Here is a 15711-nt window from a genome sequence, read left to right on the forward strand (position 1 = left end):
GTATTAAATTTCGAAAATTATATATCTGTTAGATATACAAAAATTCACCTTTTCAAAGGATAAAAAATGCCAGACTTTTTTAAAGCCGAATATCAACAAACAGGTTTAAGCAAAAAAACTGATGACCAAGGCATGCGTGAAATGCAACAAATTGCATTCACAGCAAACTCAGCCCAATACCTACTTATCAAAGCCCCACCTGCATCAGGTAAGTCACGAGCTTTGATGTTTATTGCACTTGAAAAACTACAAAACCAAGGCATAAAAAAAGTCATTGTTGCAGTGCCTGAACGCAATATTGGTGCTTCTTTCAAGGCGACAGCTTTATCCAAAGATGGCTTTTTTGCTGATTGGACACCAAATCCTCATTATAACCTTTGTACATCAGGCTCAGAAAAAAGTAAGGTATCAGCATTCCTTGAATTCTTGGATTCTGATGAAAAAATCTTGATTTGCACCCATGCCACATTTCGATTCGCCTGTGATGAACTAGATGCAAAACAATTTAATGACTGTCTGATTGCAATTGATGAATTTCATCATGTCTCAGCTGACGGCGATAACCGACTTGGCGAAGTCATGAAAAATATCATGGCAAAATCAAATGCTCATATTGTCGCTATGACAGGTTCATACTTTAGAGGTGATAACGTACCAGTATTATTGCCTGAAGATGAAATTAAATTTACCAAAGTCACTTATAACTATTATCAACAATTAAATGGCTATGAATATCTAAAATCATTAGGCATTGGCTATCACTTTTATACTGGCCGCTATTTCAAAAAACCATTTGATAAAGACATATCAGCATTGGCAGAAATTCTTGATGTCACTAAAAAGACTATCATTCATATTCCCAACGTTAATGCCAATGAATCATCCAAAGATAAAATGGCAGAAGTTGGTCATATCATTGATGTTCTAGGGGATGTGGATTACCAAGACCCTGATACAGGCGTTATTTATGTCAAAAACGCCCAAACTGGCAAAACATTGAAGATTGCAGATTTGGTCAATGACGAGCTAAAAGAGCGAGAAAAAATATCAACTTATTTGCGTACCCATGCGATGGATGATATGGATGCGATTGATATCATCATCGCTTTAGGTATGGCAAAAGAGGGTTTTGACTGGCCATTTTGTGAACATGCACTTACAATTGGTTACCGTGGCTCATTGACTGAAATTATCCAAATTATCGGTCGAGCAACTCGAGATAGCTCAAATAAAACCCATGCTCAATTTACCAACTTGATAGCAGAACCTGATGCAGAGGGAACAGAGGTCAAAATAGCTGTAAATAACATGCTAAAAGCGATTACAGCATCTTTACTAATGGAACAAGTGCTTGCCCCTAACTTTAACTTCAAACTCAAATCTGAAGACGAGAATGAGGCTGAGAACGATAAGAAAAATGATGACGAGAACACTATTCGTGTCCGAGGATTTAAAACACCAACCTCTCAACGTGCCAAAGATATTATTGAGCAGGATTTGAATGATTTAAAAGCCAAAATATTGCAAGACAATACCATGCTCAAGGCGATGCCTGGGAATGTTGAGCCTGAAGTTATTAATAAAGTCCTAATTCCCAAAATTATTAAAGAAATCTATCCTGACTTGAATGATGAAGAGGTTGAGACTGTAAGACAACACGTTGTACTTGATTCTGTCGTTAAAAATGGTGAAATTGTTGAACAAGCTGATAAAAAGTTTATCAGAATGGCAAACAGCTTTGTCAATATTGATGATATTCATATCGATTTGATTGACCAAATCAACCCTTTCCAAAAAGCTTTCGAGATACTATCCAAGGCGATTACAACCAAAACATTAAAATTAATTGATGACCACATTCAATCTATCAAAGTAGAAATGACCGAAGAAGAAGCACTGTTACTTTGGTCTAAAATAGTTGAATATCGTGAACGAACAGGTGAGTTACCTAATTTACAGTCATTTGACCCAAAAGAAAAGCGAATGGCAGAAGCTATCGTATTTTTGAGAGAGCTAAAACGTAAACGTCAAATGGATGAAAATTAAGGATAATTTATTATGTCAGATAAAAAATTAACGATAGATGATATTTTTAATAATGATACGTTTGGTATCTTGGATACCAAAGCTAAAACCACACAAGTCAAAACTGATGAAGCCCGCCTAATTGATGAGTTCGAAGAGATTAATGTCTTCCTTGATAGCAATCATCGTGAACCTGGTCAAGGTAGTATGTCCGAATACGCATTAATGGCTAGACTTAAAAAAGTTCGTAATGACGAAGATTTTAAGAAAGTGCTTAAGCCTTATGATAGGCATAATCTTTTAGGACATGTGGAAATGGATTCGCCCACGCTAGAGGATGTGCTTAACGATGATTCAGGAATTTTAGATACCTCAGATGATTTATCTATTTTTAAATACCGTCATATCCCCAAAGAAGAGAATAGAGCCAAAACCGATTTCGTGGCTAAACGCAAATCACTGGGTGACAGAGAATTTGCTCCTTACGAAAAAATGTTTCATAAAGTGCATCAAGAAATTAAAGATGGTAGGAGAAGGATTGTTGAGTTTAAAGACGTAGATAGACAATTAAAAGTAGGAAAATTTTATTTTATTGATGGTGTTATGATTTACCTCGCTAAACTAGATACAGAAAAGCGAGATGATGAAAATCTGAGCGTTAATACTGCTAAACGTAAAGATGGCAGAACAATGACAATCTTTGAAAATGGCACAGTCAGTAATATGTATTATCGTTCTGTTGGTAAATCAATTTATGCAGGTGGAGCAAAGATGGTTTCAGACTTAGATGAGGCCGAGCAACTAGACGTTTTCGATAACCTCGAAAATGTAGATGATGAAGATGAATGCTCAGGTTGGATATACATTTTAAAATCAAAGTCTCAACGACCAGAAATTAAAGATATTAAAAATCTTTATAAAATAGGCTTTTCTAGCACGCCAGTTAAAGAGCGTATTAAGAACGCTAAAAATGAAGCGACATATCTTTATGATGATGTAGCAATTGTAGAAACTTATCAAATTTATAATTTGAATGCTAAAAAATTTGAGCAGTTAACTCATAGGGTATTTGCTTCTGCTTGTTTAGATATTGAATTTGATACCAAGGATAATCTACGAGTAAATCCTCGGGAATGGTTTGTTGTACCCAAAAATGTGATTGAAGAAGCTATCCAGTTAATTGTCAGTGGAGAGATTATGAATTATAAATTTAATAATGAACTTCAACTATTAGTTCAAAGAACAGTAGACTAAGAGTATTGATTAATGGACTGGGTATCATTTGTGGTTAAATATCAAAATAAAGAAGAATGGGCTTTTGAATAAATGGCCTATCTAATTTTTTATACTGAATTTAATAATGATATTGGCTTATTTAGATAAATTTCCTGCAAAACCCCTTTCATGTTACAATACCCTAATGAACCATAAAGTATCCACATGCTTATCTGATGAAAAGTTCAAACGCCTAATTGGCGTTAAACAAGAAGTCTTTAATAACAAGCTTGCTTGTTTAGAACAAGCACAAGCGACCATACATCAAAGGGGCAGCAGAAAACTTAAAATTGGCATACTAAATCTGTTAATGGCAACTTTACAGTTGTATTCTGGCAAGCAAAAGTGTCATACAGCCAAAGTACAGTGTATCATCAATCATCACAAGGCAATCTTATAAGTAGACACAAGCATCATTCAAATACATGACTTTAGGTTGTTTAAATTAACACACCCAGATTTAAAAAAGCCAAGTTTATCCTAGCAGACAGTGGCTATCAAAGCATAAAACACACACATACCAATGCCTTTACCTCATTAAAAGCAACCAAGAAATATCCATTGGTATAAGAAGCCAAAGGCTATAATACATTGCTGTCTAAACCATGGGTTAAAGTAGAACACATCTTTGCTAAGTTTAAAGCCTTTAAAATGTTAAGAACCACCTATCGTAAATCATTGGCAAGATTTGAACTTAAGGTGAAGCTTGTGTTTAGGTAGATTGGGTGGTTTTGTGGGATGTCTAATATGTGCTTATCAATATGGCTGATATCACCACTCACATTTTCCGACCAGATAACATTAACATAACACTGATTAACATAACACTGACAGACAACATTGATAAACAGCATTGATATTTTTAAAAAGCACTGAGCGTGTGATATGACCGATATTAGAACCCTAGACCTAAACCTATTAAAAGCCTTTGTTGTGCTCTTAGATGAGTGCAATGTCAGTCGTTCAGCACAACGGCTTTCTATTACCCAACCTGCGATGAGTGGGATTTTGAACCGCCTGCGAGAGAGTTTTAATGACCCGTTATTTGTGCGGGTTCAGCACGGCATGCAGCCCACAGATAGGGCCATTGAGCTTGGGCATGTCGCTCGGCGTGTCTTAGAAGAGATAAGCGGCATGCTTGCCCCGCCCAAACTAGAACCTGCCAATTTGTCCATGACCTTACGCATCGGGGCGATGGATTATGTGCAGCAAATCATCGCTTTGCCCTTGATTTTAAGGCTAAGACGGCTTGCTCCGAATGTCAAAGTTGCCTTATTGCCTGTGCAAGGGCAAAACATCAAGACTTTGTTTGATAAAAACGCCATTGATTTGGCGCTGGTTGGGCAGAATCATATCAGTGATGACATGCCTCAAACGCTATTATATGAAGAGCATTATGTTTGTGTGATGAGCAAAATGCACCCCATGGCAAACACCGCTTTAACGCTTGATGAGTTTTGCAAATTGCCCTTTGCCATGCTCTCTTATAATGGTGGCGAGTTTCGTGGAGCCACTGACATTGCCTTACAAAAGTTGGGGCGAAAACGCAAAGTGATGGTGTCGGTAGACCATATCTCGCTACTGCCACAGCTGTTGAATGATTCAGATTTGGTGGCAGTATTGCCCAAGCACCTTGCCCAAAGATTGCCAAATGTACGCCTACAAAATCCACCCATCGCCATTGATGGTTTTACCATCATGATGACATGGCACGAACGCACCGAACACGACATGGCTCATCGCTGGCTTAGGAGCATTGTGCTTGATGTGATGAAATCGGATAAAGTGGTCAGTCAATCATAAGATAGAATACTTTTGCCTTTGGCACTTGCCATATGAACCAAGTCATAACCCATTGCTCTAAATGTCAATCTATTCATCTTTTCAAGGCAGGGTTTGTTTATGACAAGCGAAGACATGAATGTAAATTTATCTCCCCCTATCTTAATGTCCCATTTATCGTTAAAATAACCACCATGGTCTCGGTATGATTGCCCAGGCACTGGTGTCTTTTTTTTGCTTCTTTTACGTCTGTCTTTTTTGCTTTGATTTATCAATGTTATCCCATGCCCATGCAACCTCAATATCGTTTTTCTCGCAGCAGTCACCACTTTGGTGGTGCTGATGAACCCAGTATTTGGCAAAAAATTCATGTTGACCCTTGGTTAACTTTGCTGTTGCTTAGCATCTGCTTTATTGGCTTGAGCATTTTATACAGTGCATCGACCCAAGACATGAACATGGTTACTCGACAAATGGTCAGTTATGTAATTGCCTTTGTGGTCATGTTTGCCATGGCACAAGTACCACCCAGCATTTATAAGGCCTTGACCCCCATTTTTTATGTCATGGGCATCATCTTGTTGTTGTTGGTTGAAATTATTGGTGAAGTCCGTATGGGAGCTCAGCGGTGGATACGCATTCCTGGCTTTGGCAGCGTACAACCATCTGAGTTTATGAAACTGGGCATGCCAATGATGTGTGCATGGTACTTATCAAGGCGTGATTTACCACCTAACTTGGTGAGTGTGTTCACCACCCTGACCATCATCATCGTACCTGTGCTATTGATTGCCAAAGAGCCAGATTTGGGTACGTCCATTTTGGTGGCTTCCAGTGGCATATTTGTGTTGTTTTTATCAGGTTTGCCTTGGTGGATGATTGGCACTGCCGTGGCAATATTTGTGCCATTTGTGGCAATGGCTTGGGAATTTTTATTACATGATTACCAACGCCAGCGAGTCATGACGTTATTAAACCCTGACACTGATGCGTTAGGGGCAGGTTGGAACATCATTCAATCAAAAACCGCCATTGGCTCAGGCGGTCTGACAGGTAAGGGATATTTGCAAGGCACGCAATCGCATTTGCATTTTTTGCCTGAAGGGCATACTGACTTTATTATTGCCGCCTTCTCTGAAGAGTTTGGATTATTTGGGGTCATGCTGTTGATATTTATGTACGCTTGTTTGTTGTTGCGAGCGTTACACATCTCTTTTGTCAATCCTGATACTTATGGCAGGCTGTTGGCTGGGGCGATAGCCATGTCATTTTTTGTCTATGTGTTTGTCAACATTGGCATGGTGGGTGGCATTTTACCTGTGGTGGGCGTGCCGTTGCCGTTCATCAGTTATGGCGGTACTGCGATTATCACGCTCATGGCAGGGTTTGGATTGTTAATGTCCATTCATACCCATCATACAAAATAAACACAATTAAAAATAATGGCTTAATAGCCATCTTTTATGATGTTTGCCTAATGACTGATGGTTAAGAACAGCGATGGTTAAGAACAGCAAAGCATTCATGGTGATTTGCTGACGACCACATCGAACAAAAAACAGAACAAAAAACATCAAACAAAGAAATTTAACAAAGTAAACGGCATTGATTATTAAGTTAAATTATTAAATTAAGACAAATGCCATTTAATTTGTCAATATTTGTTAATTAAATGGGTCATTTTGCCCATTTTATCCCTCACAAATGCCCTATTAACCCTTTGTTGTTGTTTTTTGATGGCAAATACGCTACCCTTTACTCACTTTTTTGTTGGCTTTTTTCTGTTATCTTGTTTATTGACAACCATTTGTGCCATTTTTTAGCATGACTTAATATCGATTTAATCGCAATATTGATTAAATTTTCCTAACAAATTTTTCTTAATAAGTCATGCTCACAACTCACAACATGAGGTATTGACCATGAGATTTATCACGTCTGGTTATCTTGCTTTAGGATTGGTTGCTGTCAGCATGTCCGCTCAAGCCGCCACTTATCACAACATGGATACACAAGCAGTGATTGACTCTTCGCCAAATATCGAAAAAGTCTTAAAAAATTTACAAACCCAGCACGACCAAGCATCATCACTGATAAAATCTGCCAGACAGCCCTTAGAGCTGTCTTTAGAAAGCCCACTATTAGCAACTGCCCAAAGTTCTGCCACGGTTAGCCAAGAGCAAGATGTGTTAGAAAAATTAACCGCAGTCGCTTCCAATACGGTGAATAAGTTTAGCCAATCAGGTTTGGCTTCTTGGTATGGCAGTAAGTTTCATGGACGTAAGACCGCCAGTGGTGAGCTGTTTGATATGAATGCCATGACTGCTGCTCACCGCTCACTTAAGCTTGGTAGCTATGTCAAAGTTACCAACAATACCAACGGCAAAAGTGTGGTCGTAAAAATCAACGACCGTGGTCCTTACCATGGCAGTCGAGTGTTGGATTTATCCAAAGCTGCTGCCAATAAACTGGGCATCATCAGTGGTGGGGTGGGCAATGTTACCATTGAAAAGGTCAGTGGGCCTTAATTGTTAATGAGTTAATCAGTCAATGTTGTTAATTAGTCAATATTAAAGGCTTGCTCCATCGCTTCATATAATCTATCAACCGCATAGATGCTGATGCCTTTAAATTGGTCAAATTGTGCCTTTGGGGCATTTGCCTTAGGAATGATGGCATGGGTAAAGCCATGTTTCATTGCTTCTTTTAGACGTTCTTGGCCATTTGGCACAGGGCGAATTTCACCAGACAATCCCACTTCACCAAACACCGCCAGCGATGTGGGCAATGGCTTTTCTTTAATGCTAGACGCACAAGCCAGTAACACCGCCAAGTCTGACCCTGTTTCTAACACCTTCACACCACCCACCACATTGACATAAACATCTTGACCACCAGTATGCACGCCACCATGACGGTGCATCACCGCCAATAGCATCGCAAGGCGTTGATGGTCAAGCCCCAATGCCATGCGTCTGGGCTGTCCTTGAGCATTGTCCACCAATGCCTGCACTTCTACCAACAATGGGCGAGTGCCTTCACGGCTGACCATCACCACCGACCCTGCGATGGGTTTATCATATCGGCGTAAAAAAATGGCTGATGGGTTCGCAATTTCTTTTAATCCCATGTCAGTCATGCCAAATATGCCCAGCTCATTAACCGCCCCAAAGCGATTTTTTACCGCTCGTATCATGCGAAAACGGCTGTCAGACTGCCCTTCAAAATACAATACCGTATCTACCATATGCTCAAGTACACGAGGTCCTGCCAATGCCCCTTCTTTGGTAACATGGCCCACCAAAAACAATGCGGTGCCTGTCTGTTTGGCATAGCGAGTGAGTATGGCAGCTGATTCTTTAATTTGGCTGACACCGCCAGGGGCTGAGCTGATGGCATCGGTGTACAGTGTTTGAATCGAATCAATCACAGCAATGGCTGGCTGTTCTTGAGTCAAGGCATGACAGATGGTCTCAACATTGGTCTCAGCAAGCACCATTAAGCGGTCGGTGGGCAAACCTAACCGCTGAGCACGCATGGCAACTTGTGATAAAGACTCTTCACCAGTAACGTACAAGCCACTGCCTGCCAGTGAATCGACTTTAGCCATGGTGGTGGCGATTTGTAACAAAATGGTGGATTTACCAATACCGGGGTCGCCACCAATCAGCACCACAGAACCTGCAACCAACCCACCACCAAGCACTCGGTCAAACTCACCGATACCAGTGGGTAAGCGAGTGTCCATGGTAACACTGACGGCATTTAACGCAATAATGCCACTTTGTACCCCAGCATAATTGCCTTTGTTGCTGTGTTTGTTATTTTGCTGGTTACTGTGTGCGGTACGGGCGTTGGTTTTATTATGGTGAGGCAGGCTGACATTGGGGGCTTCAACCAGTGAGTTCCATTCACCACAATCACTGCATTGCCCTGACCATTTACCAAAGTGAGCACCACAGTGTTGACAGACATAAGAAGATTTGGATTTGGACATGACACTCCTAAGATAGATTGCCTTTAATTCACTTATTTTTTTAATTTGCTGACCAGTTTAGTCGCTTGTCTTTATGGTTAACGTTAAATGGTTAGCGTTGACAGCACTTTGCTCTAAGCACATCATATACCCAATAAAACCCAAAGCCATATGCCAATACCAATAACGTCAAGGAAATATCCAACACAAAAGCTTGCCAAAGCCCAATGCCCATCACCCACATCACAAGCGGCAAGGTAAAACACAACAAGCCAGCTTCAAATCCCACGATATGAAGCACACGCAACCACACTGGGCGAGCCAATTTATCACCAACAAAGCACTTATCAAACAATAAATTATAAATAAATGTCCAAATCATCGCCATGAGCGAAATACCCATCAACATCAACAACACCTTGCCATCATGGGTTGATTGCACATGGGCTGATTGCGTCTTTTGTAAAGCAAAAAAGCTGAGTAATTTTACCCAGCCCAATGATAACAAAATCGCAAGCGTCTCAAACAATACCGCTTGTAAAATGCGTTCTTTTATCGTCATAAACGTTCATTATCAATCATCGTCATCAATGCTTGTCATCAACAACACCGTCAAACCACAAAATCTTCACCTAAATAAACTTGTCGTACCAAATCGTTTTGCAAGATGTCATCGGCTGAGCCTTCGGCAATGATTGTCCCTTCACTGACAATATAGGCTTTTTCACAAATTGCCAACGTTTCTCGCACATTGTGATCGGTAATCAACACCCCAATACCTCGCTGTTTAAGTTGGGTAACCACTTCTTTAATATCACCCACAGAAATGGGGTCAACACCAGCAAATGGCTCATCAAGTAAGATAAATTTAGGATTGGCAGCCAACGCACGGGCAATCTCACAACGTCGCCGTTCACCACCTGACACGCTCATGCCCATGGAATGACGCACATGCTCAAGATGAAACTCAGCCATCAACTTTTCCAACGTTTGCTTTTGTTCGGCTTTATTTAAATCTTTACGAGTCTGTAAAATCGACAGGATATTGTCTTGAATGCTCAGTTTGCGAAAAATAGAAGCTTCTTGTGGTAAATAACCAATGCCATGACGGGCCCGCTCGTGCATGGATAAATGTGATAAACTCGTGCCAGCACCATGCTCAGAGTCCATCAACAGCACTTGCCCCTTATCCATTGGCACAAGTCCAACCACCATATAAAAGCTGGTGGTTTTGCCTGCCCCATTAGGACCTAACAGCCCCACCACTTGACCTTGACTTAACTCAAAGGACACATCTTTGACCACCCAGCGTTTGCCATATTGCTTGGCAAGATGACGAATGCTCAATTTGCTGATGGACTGATTGCTGATGAATTTGGCATCGCTTGTCATGTTGATGAGTGCCTTAGTTAGCGAATACTTTGGCGGTTGGTGGCTTCATTGGGTGGAAACACCAACTCAACCCGATGACCGCCACCAGCGGTTGCTTCAACATCGCCTGCTTTTAGGCTGTAGCGGATTTGGTTGCCTGAAAAGCTTGCCCCATTTTGGTTGAGTTTGGCATCACCTGTTAAAGTAACGATGCCTGTTACGGTGTTGTAGTCAATCTTATGGGCTTGTCCTTTAGCAAGTCCCTTATCTTTAGTAACGACTTGTTCCATCGTGGCAGGACGACCTGTGGCAACGGCAGAATCGATACTGCGGTTTTGTGACAGATGAACGGTGATGTTATCGGCAGTCATTTTAAATGTGCCTTGAGTAATGATGACATTGCCACTGTAACTGGTAACACCTGTGCTTTGTTTGTAAGTTGCCTTATCTGCCAATAAACGAATGGGTTGGTTGGCATCAGAGGGCAATGCCATCGCACTGATGGAAATACTTGATAAAACGGCCATACTTGATAAGCCAGTCGATAAAAACTGGCGACACAAACAGAACAATCGTAAAAAAAACGCTCGCAAAAATTCATTCATATCATTTACTCAACTTGCTCAAGTAAAGCAATTTGGCTTTATCAATTTGTCAATCACATCAATTTGTCAATCATCAATCAGTGTCTTACTGGCATTGACCTTATGTGTATCGACCTTATGTGTGTATTTAAAACAAGCTCTTATTTTGTCTGGGGCTTGGGTCAAACATCACTTCAATTTGCCCAAATTCAAACTCACCTGTGTTTAAGTTCGCTTGCATCGTCCCTGCGGTAAATGTGTTGTTGCCTTGGCTGATCTTAACGGGTTGATGACTGGTCAGCAGTTTATCTTTGCTGTTGCCCTCAAGACCATCACCCACCACCACGATATGTTGTTCACCGTTGGGCAGAATACCCATCAGCTGAAACCCTCCTGATATCTGTAAATTTCCCGTTTGCTGGTTCATGGTTGCCCTTTGGGCAGTCAGCTCATAAGCCTGCTCACCAGAGGTTTGCCAATCCATTTGCAACCCCTGAATACCATCAAGGTGGGTCTGCTCATCACGGGTTATTGACTCAGCTTGCAGTTGATATTCAGTCTCGCCAGCATCATTGGTTTGCATCGCTTGTATGTCGGTAACTTCAGTATCCACATTATTTTGGCTGATGCCCACTGGTTGTCGCATCTCCCCCACATCGTTAAATATCCAGACCGCAACGATGGCAATCAAAACCGCAATGATAAAAAAATATTTGTTATTCACAGTGTTTGGCTTATCAAAATCAATGAACTCACATGACCCTACTATTCATTCAATACCATCAATACCATTTATTTAATTAAATTTAATTAATCAAACATTTAATTAATCAAATTTTACAATCAAAACCATCATTCAAATTTTGCAATAAAATCTTGATAATGACCCGTGGCTTTTAATATCAAGTCGCACACCTCTCTGACCGCACCTTCCCCACTTGTGCGAGTGGTTACCATGTCCACTCGGTTAATGACTTCACGATGAGCATTGGGAACAGTGGCAGCAAATCCCACTGCCTGTAAAGCCTTGATGTCAGGCAAATCATCACCCATATAAGCACATTCATTAAGGCTGATGGGGCTGGACAAATTTGCCAACAACGCTTTACTTGCCAGCAATTCTTTTAGGGCAGTCAATTTGTCATCACGCCCTTGTAGCACATGAATAATATTAAGCTCATCGGCTCTTTTGGCGACCATGGGGCTGATGCGTCCTGTGATGATGGCAACGTGAATGCCATACTGATGCAATGCCGTGATGCCCAGGCCATCTTGCACATGAAACTGTTTGCTCTCAACACCATTGGCATCAAAGATAATCTTGCCATCAGATAAGATACCGTCAACATCTAATACCAACAGCCTAATGTTAGCGGCTTTTTTTAATAAATCTGTCATGGCAATCTCTTTGGCAATGTTTTTTAGTTAGGGATTTTTTAGTTAGGGGTTTTTGGCTTAAGTTTTGTTTTTCTTGCTTAAGTTTTTTCTAAGCAGACATGGGTTAATGGGTTATTTTATCATGGGCTAAAATCAATGGCTGATATTCATGAATGACCAAACGGCTCACGCTAGCTAACCCCAGCTTGCAACAAGTCATGAATGGTGATGATGCCCAATAAATGTGCCATATCATCTAAAATCAACAGCTGACTGATGCCCTTTTCATTCATAATGGACAGAGCATCAGACGCACGAGTGTCTTTATTGACACACTTTGGCTCTTTGGTCATGATGTTACAGATGTGATGGTCAAGCTGAAGATTGCGATTAAGACTGCGACGCAAATCACCATCAGTAAACACGCCAACCACTCGGTTATTGTTATCAGTAATGACCGTCATTCCCAGTCGTCCACTGGTCATCTCAAACACCGCATCTTCCAAACTGGCATGTATTGACACCACAGGCAAATCATCACCTTGGTGCATTAAATCCGCCACAGTCAAGAGCAACTGACGCCCCAATGCCCCAGCAGGATGCGACAAGGCAAAATCTTCTGACGTAAAATCACGCGCGTGTACCAATGCCACCGCCAACGCATCACCCAATACCAATGTGGCTGTGGTGCTGGAAGTAGGGGCAAGCCCAAGGGGGCAAGCCTCTTCAGACTTGCCCAAAGTCAACGCAATGTCTGCTTCTTTGGGCAAAAATCCGCGCAAATCTCGACTGATGCTGATTAACGGAATGTTCAGTTTTTTTACCACGGGGATTAAGGTTTTGATTTCATCAGACTCACCTGAGTTAGAAATCGCCAACAACACATCACCTTTGACCAACATGCCTAAATCACCATGCCCAGCCTCCCCTGGGTGCATAAAAAAAGAAGGCGTTCCTGTTGACGCAAAGGTAGCAGCCATTTTGCGGGCGATATGACCTGATTTGCCCATGCCTGTTACCACCACTCGACCTTGACAACTCAAAATCGTTAAGCAGGCCTGTTCAAAACGCTCATCAATCTCCTCTGACAACAAGGACAAGGCAGATTGCTCCTTTTGAATGGCTTCTTTGGCATGGCGGATAAGATGGTCAGTATGGCAGGCGCTCATTGGGCATTAATCTCAATCATCAGTCATTAATCATCAGTCATTAATCTTCATCATCTTCGCCATTAAAATCATTGCTACTTGTCTCTTGAAAGCCTTTGCCCTCAAGGCGACTGGCATTGACATCAAATGGTTGATTAAATCCTCGCTCTTGACCAAAGCCACCATCAAACTTGCGATTATCAAGTTTACGTTCTTGAGCAAAACCCCCACGGTCAAAGCCACGCTCTTGGGCAAATCCACCTCTCTCAAAGCCACGCTCTTGGGTAAAACCGCCACGATTAAAGCCACGCTCTTGGCTAAAACCACCACGGTTAAAACCAGCATCATCGGCTTCACTTTGGTAAGCGCCATAGCCACCACTTTGATAACCAGATGATGACATCGCTGATGACTGAATGGTCGATGATTGCATGCCCATGGGTGAGGTGCCAGCGTTACGAGGGTTGCGTGCAGGGACAACGGTAGAGATGGCGTGCTTATAGACCATTTGACTCACGGTGTTTTTAAGTAGCACCACATATTGGTCAAATGATTCAATATGACCTTGTAGCTTGATTCCGTTTACCAAGAAAATAGAAACTGGAATGCGATCTTTACGCAAACTGTTTAAAAAAGGGTCTTGCAAGGTTTGACCTTTTGACATTATTATTCTCCAACATTGGACGATTCATATTCTAAAAGATGGCAACTTTAAAAGATAACAACTTTACTTTAAAAGACAATAACAACACGCTTACCTTGTTCCGTCAACGCTTAACATCATCTTATGACATGATGATGGTAACAGTGATGATAAAAATGATAAATAAAAAAATGATAAATAAAAATGGTAGGAAAAAACCGACCGCTCATTATAATAAGCGTCTTTAAAAATTCTTTAGGGTTTTCATTAAAAAATTACCCAAATATCAACCTTTAACATAATTTTTGTTGTATTTGTTCTATGGACGTAAACGTCATGATGGTTTTTATGCCGTCATGAACAGACATGGCATCAGATGACATAATCAGCTTGTTTAACCAAGTATATTGTCGCTTTGCTAATTGCCTTGTGGCATATAATGCCTTATTTTTTATATCTTGACAAGCCAACACGTCATCAGCAGTGATGCAAGGGGGATTTGACATGTTTGGCAAGCCTTTAAAATGGGCCCGATGATGTTTTAACAGCTCAGATAAATCATGTTCGTTCAGATGCTGGTCAGTGGGCAGATGCGTTAATAACCACTGAATGGGCATCAGCTGTGTCATGGTATCTGATGCGACCAATAACTTGCCTTGTGTGTCTGTCCAAATTAAGCCCAACTGCATTAAGCCATCTATGGCTTGTCGATAACCCACACATCGCATCGATGGTAGGTTATTGTGTAATGGGTATTTTTGGATTAACCGCACCACTTCAAAAATCAGCCCCTGTTGCCACATTTGCTCCAATCGCCTTTGGATACGCTCATATAACCACGCTCGCTCAGGAATCACCGCAAGCCCTAGCCATGCTTGATTTGGTTGATTTGCCAATGCCATTTTGGGCAGTTGTTGCCAATGGCTGATGGGTTTATTCGTCTGTTCATACACTTCAATCGCACGAGTGATGCGTTGGCTGTCGGTGGCATTGAGCCTATGAGCGGTGATGGGGTCAATGGTTTGTAAATATGTATACAGATTGGCCAAACCTTCTGTTTTTAGCCACTGGGCAACTTTTGTACGCACTTCAGGCTCACTGTCAGGCACAGCGGATATGCCGTCAAATAACGCCATATAATACATCATCGTGCCACCCACCAAAAAGGGCAGTTTGCCGCGCTGATGGATTTGCTCAATCAATCTTTGCACATCTGCCACAAAACTCGCCACACCATAGCTGTCAGTGGGTGGCATGATATCAACCAAATGATGCGGATAACGCATCAGTTCATCAGCCGTTGGTTTGGCAGAACCAATATTCATATCTTGATAAATCAATGCCGAGTCCACTGAGATTAATTCAAAACGACCTGTCTGATAAAGCTGATGGGCAAAGTCAGTTTTGCCACTGGCAGTCGGTGCAAGTAAACATAACACCGCATTGTCTTGTTTAATAAAGTCCTTTAGCCCATCGACTGGTAAGGAAGTATTGGCGGTCAGTAACTTGGTAACATGATGGTTTGTCATA

The 15711-nt window shown here is 41.3% G+C and carries 15 protein-coding genes; 6 read left to right on the forward strand and 9 right to left on the reverse strand.

Annotation, left to right across the window (positions count from 1 at the left end):
* Positions 1-66 precede the first annotated feature (66 nt).
* From WDM69_RS05635 to WDM69_RS10035, 6 genes are all read left to right on the forward strand, one after another.
* A complete protein-coding gene (locus tag WDM69_RS05635) occupies positions 67-2046 on the forward strand; it encodes a DEAD/DEAH box helicase (protein ID WP_338755090.1) in 1980 nt (659 codons plus the stop codon).
* Positions 2047-2058: 12 nt separating this feature from the next.
* Positions 2059-3279, forward strand: coding sequence for a GIY-YIG nuclease family protein (locus WDM69_RS05640; protein WP_078306755.1), 1221 nt, complete (start codon positions 2059-2061; stop codon positions 3277-3279).
* Between the two features lie 166 nt (positions 3280-3445).
* Entirely contained in the window at positions 3446-3700 is a 255-nt protein-coding gene (locus WDM69_RS05645) for a hypothetical protein (RefSeq protein WP_078306756.1), read from the forward strand.
* Between the two features lie 485 nt (positions 3701-4185).
* Complete coding sequence (locus tag WDM69_RS05650) at positions 4186-5103, forward strand: LysR family transcriptional regulator (RefSeq protein WP_078306757.1); 918 nt, start codon at positions 4186-4188, stop codon at positions 5101-5103.
* Positions 5104-5366: 263 nt separating this feature from the next.
* A complete protein-coding gene (gene rodA / locus WDM69_RS05655; protein ID WP_078306759.1) occupies positions 5367-6509 on the forward strand; it encodes a rod shape-determining protein RodA in 1143 nt (380 codons plus the stop codon).
* A gap of 495 nt (positions 6510-7004) precedes the next feature.
* The gene (locus tag WDM69_RS10035) at positions 7005-7610 is read left to right on the forward strand and encodes a septal ring lytic transglycosylase RlpA family protein (RefSeq protein ID WP_411350384.1); all 606 of its coding nucleotides are present in this window, start codon (positions 7005-7007) and stop codon (positions 7608-7610) included.
* Between the two features lie 32 nt (positions 7611-7642).
* On the opposite strand, the gene radA is transcribed toward WDM69_RS10035, so the two are convergent.
* The 9 genes from radA to miaA form a co-directional block, all read right to left on the reverse strand.
* Positions 7643-9079, reverse strand: coding sequence for a DNA repair protein RadA (radA, locus tag WDM69_RS05665; RefSeq protein WP_078306761.1), 1437 nt, complete (start codon positions 9077-9079; stop codon positions 7643-7645).
* 91 nt (positions 9080-9170) lie between these two features.
* On the reverse strand, positions 9171-9620 hold the full coding sequence (locus tag WDM69_RS05670) for a PACE efflux transporter (protein ID WP_078306762.1): 450 nt from the start codon (positions 9618-9620) through the stop codon (positions 9171-9173).
* Between the two features lie 50 nt (positions 9621-9670).
* Positions 9671-10450: an LPS export ABC transporter ATP-binding protein gene (gene lptB, locus WDM69_RS05675; RefSeq protein WP_078306763.1), complete on the reverse strand. Its 780-nt coding sequence runs from the start codon at positions 10448-10450 to the stop codon at positions 9671-9673.
* A gap of 17 nt (positions 10451-10467) precedes the next feature.
* Positions 10468-10956, reverse strand: coding sequence for a lipopolysaccharide transport periplasmic protein LptA (lptA, locus tag WDM69_RS05680; protein WP_240494868.1), 489 nt, complete (start codon positions 10954-10956; stop codon positions 10468-10470).
* 205 nt (positions 10957-11161) lie between these two features.
* Positions 11162-11737: an LPS export ABC transporter periplasmic protein LptC gene (gene lptC, locus WDM69_RS05685; RefSeq protein WP_158077859.1), complete on the reverse strand. Its 576-nt coding sequence runs from the start codon at positions 11735-11737 to the stop codon at positions 11162-11164.
* Between the two features lie 128 nt (positions 11738-11865).
* On the reverse strand, positions 11866-12411 hold the full coding sequence (locus WDM69_RS05690; protein ID WP_338755091.1) for a KdsC family phosphatase: 546 nt from the start codon (positions 12409-12411) through the stop codon (positions 11866-11868).
* A gap of 170 nt (positions 12412-12581) precedes the next feature.
* Positions 12582-13559 carry a KpsF/GutQ family sugar-phosphate isomerase gene (locus tag WDM69_RS05695; RefSeq protein WP_078306767.1) on the reverse strand — a complete coding sequence of 326 codons (978 nt, stop codon included), beginning with the start codon at positions 13557-13559 and terminating at the stop codon, positions 12582-12584.
* A gap of 40 nt (positions 13560-13599) precedes the next feature.
* A complete protein-coding gene (hfq, locus tag WDM69_RS05700; protein ID WP_078306768.1) occupies positions 13600-14202 on the reverse strand; it encodes an RNA chaperone Hfq in 603 nt (200 codons plus the stop codon).
* A gap of 272 nt (positions 14203-14474) precedes the next feature.
* The gene (gene miaA, locus WDM69_RS05705; RefSeq protein WP_078306770.1) at positions 14475-15710 is read right to left on the reverse strand and encodes a tRNA (adenosine(37)-N6)-dimethylallyltransferase MiaA; all 1236 of its coding nucleotides are present in this window, start codon (positions 15708-15710) and stop codon (positions 14475-14477) included.
* Between the last annotated feature and the right edge of the window lies 1 nt (position 15711).

This window comes from Lwoffella lincolnii, from assembly GCF_037201985.1.
Lineage (GTDB): Bacteria > Pseudomonadota > Gammaproteobacteria > Pseudomonadales > Moraxellaceae > Psychrobacter > Psychrobacter lincolnii.

Bases quoted from the DNA above. Each gene is read 5' to 3' on its own strand.
- WDM69_RS05635 (WP_338755090.1), top strand. From the start codon at position 67: ATGCCAGACTTTTTTAAAGCCGAATATCAACAAACAGGTTTAAGCAAA.
- WDM69_RS05640 (WP_078306755.1), top strand. From the start codon at position 2,059: ATGTCAGATAAAAAATTAACGATAGATGATATTTTTAATAATGATACG.
- WDM69_RS05645 (WP_078306756.1), top strand. From the start codon at position 3,446: ATGAACCATAAAGTATCCACATGCTTATCTGATGAAAAGTTCAAACGC.
- WDM69_RS05650 (WP_078306757.1), top strand. From the start codon at position 4,186: ATGACCGATATTAGAACCCTAGACCTAAACCTATTAAAAGCCTTTGTT.
- rodA (WP_078306759.1), top strand. From the start codon at position 5,367: ATGCCCATGCAACCTCAATATCGTTTTTCTCGCAGCAGTCACCACTTT.
- WDM69_RS10035 (WP_411350384.1), top strand. From the start codon at position 7,005: ATGAGATTTATCACGTCTGGTTATCTTGCTTTAGGATTGGTTGCTGTC.
- radA (WP_078306761.1), bottom strand. From the start codon at position 9,079: ATGTCCAAATCCAAATCTTCTTATGTCTGTCAACACTGTGGTGCTCAC.
- WDM69_RS05670 (WP_078306762.1), bottom strand. From the start codon at position 9,620: ATGACGATAAAAGAACGCATTTTACAAGCGGTATTGTTTGAGACGCTT.
- lptB (WP_078306763.1), bottom strand. From the start codon at position 10,450: ATGACAAGCGATGCCAAATTCATCAGCAATCAGTCCATCAGCAAATTG.
- lptA (WP_240494868.1), bottom strand. From the start codon at position 10,956: ATGGCCGTTTTATCAAGTATTTCCATCAGTGCGATGGCATTGCCCTCT.
- WDM69_RS05690 (WP_338755091.1), bottom strand. From the start codon at position 12,411: ATGACAGATTTATTAAAAAAAGCCGCTAACATTAGGCTGTTGGTATTA.
- WDM69_RS05695 (WP_078306767.1), bottom strand. From the start codon at position 13,559: ATGAGCGCCTGCCATACTGACCATCTTATCCGCCATGCCAAAGAAGCC.
- hfq (WP_078306768.1), bottom strand. From the start codon at position 14,202: ATGTCAAAAGGTCAAACCTTGCAAGACCCTTTTTTAAACAGTTTGCGT.
- miaA (WP_078306770.1), bottom strand. From the start codon at position 15,710: ATGACAAACCATCATGTTACCAAGTTACTGACCGCCAATACTTCCTTA.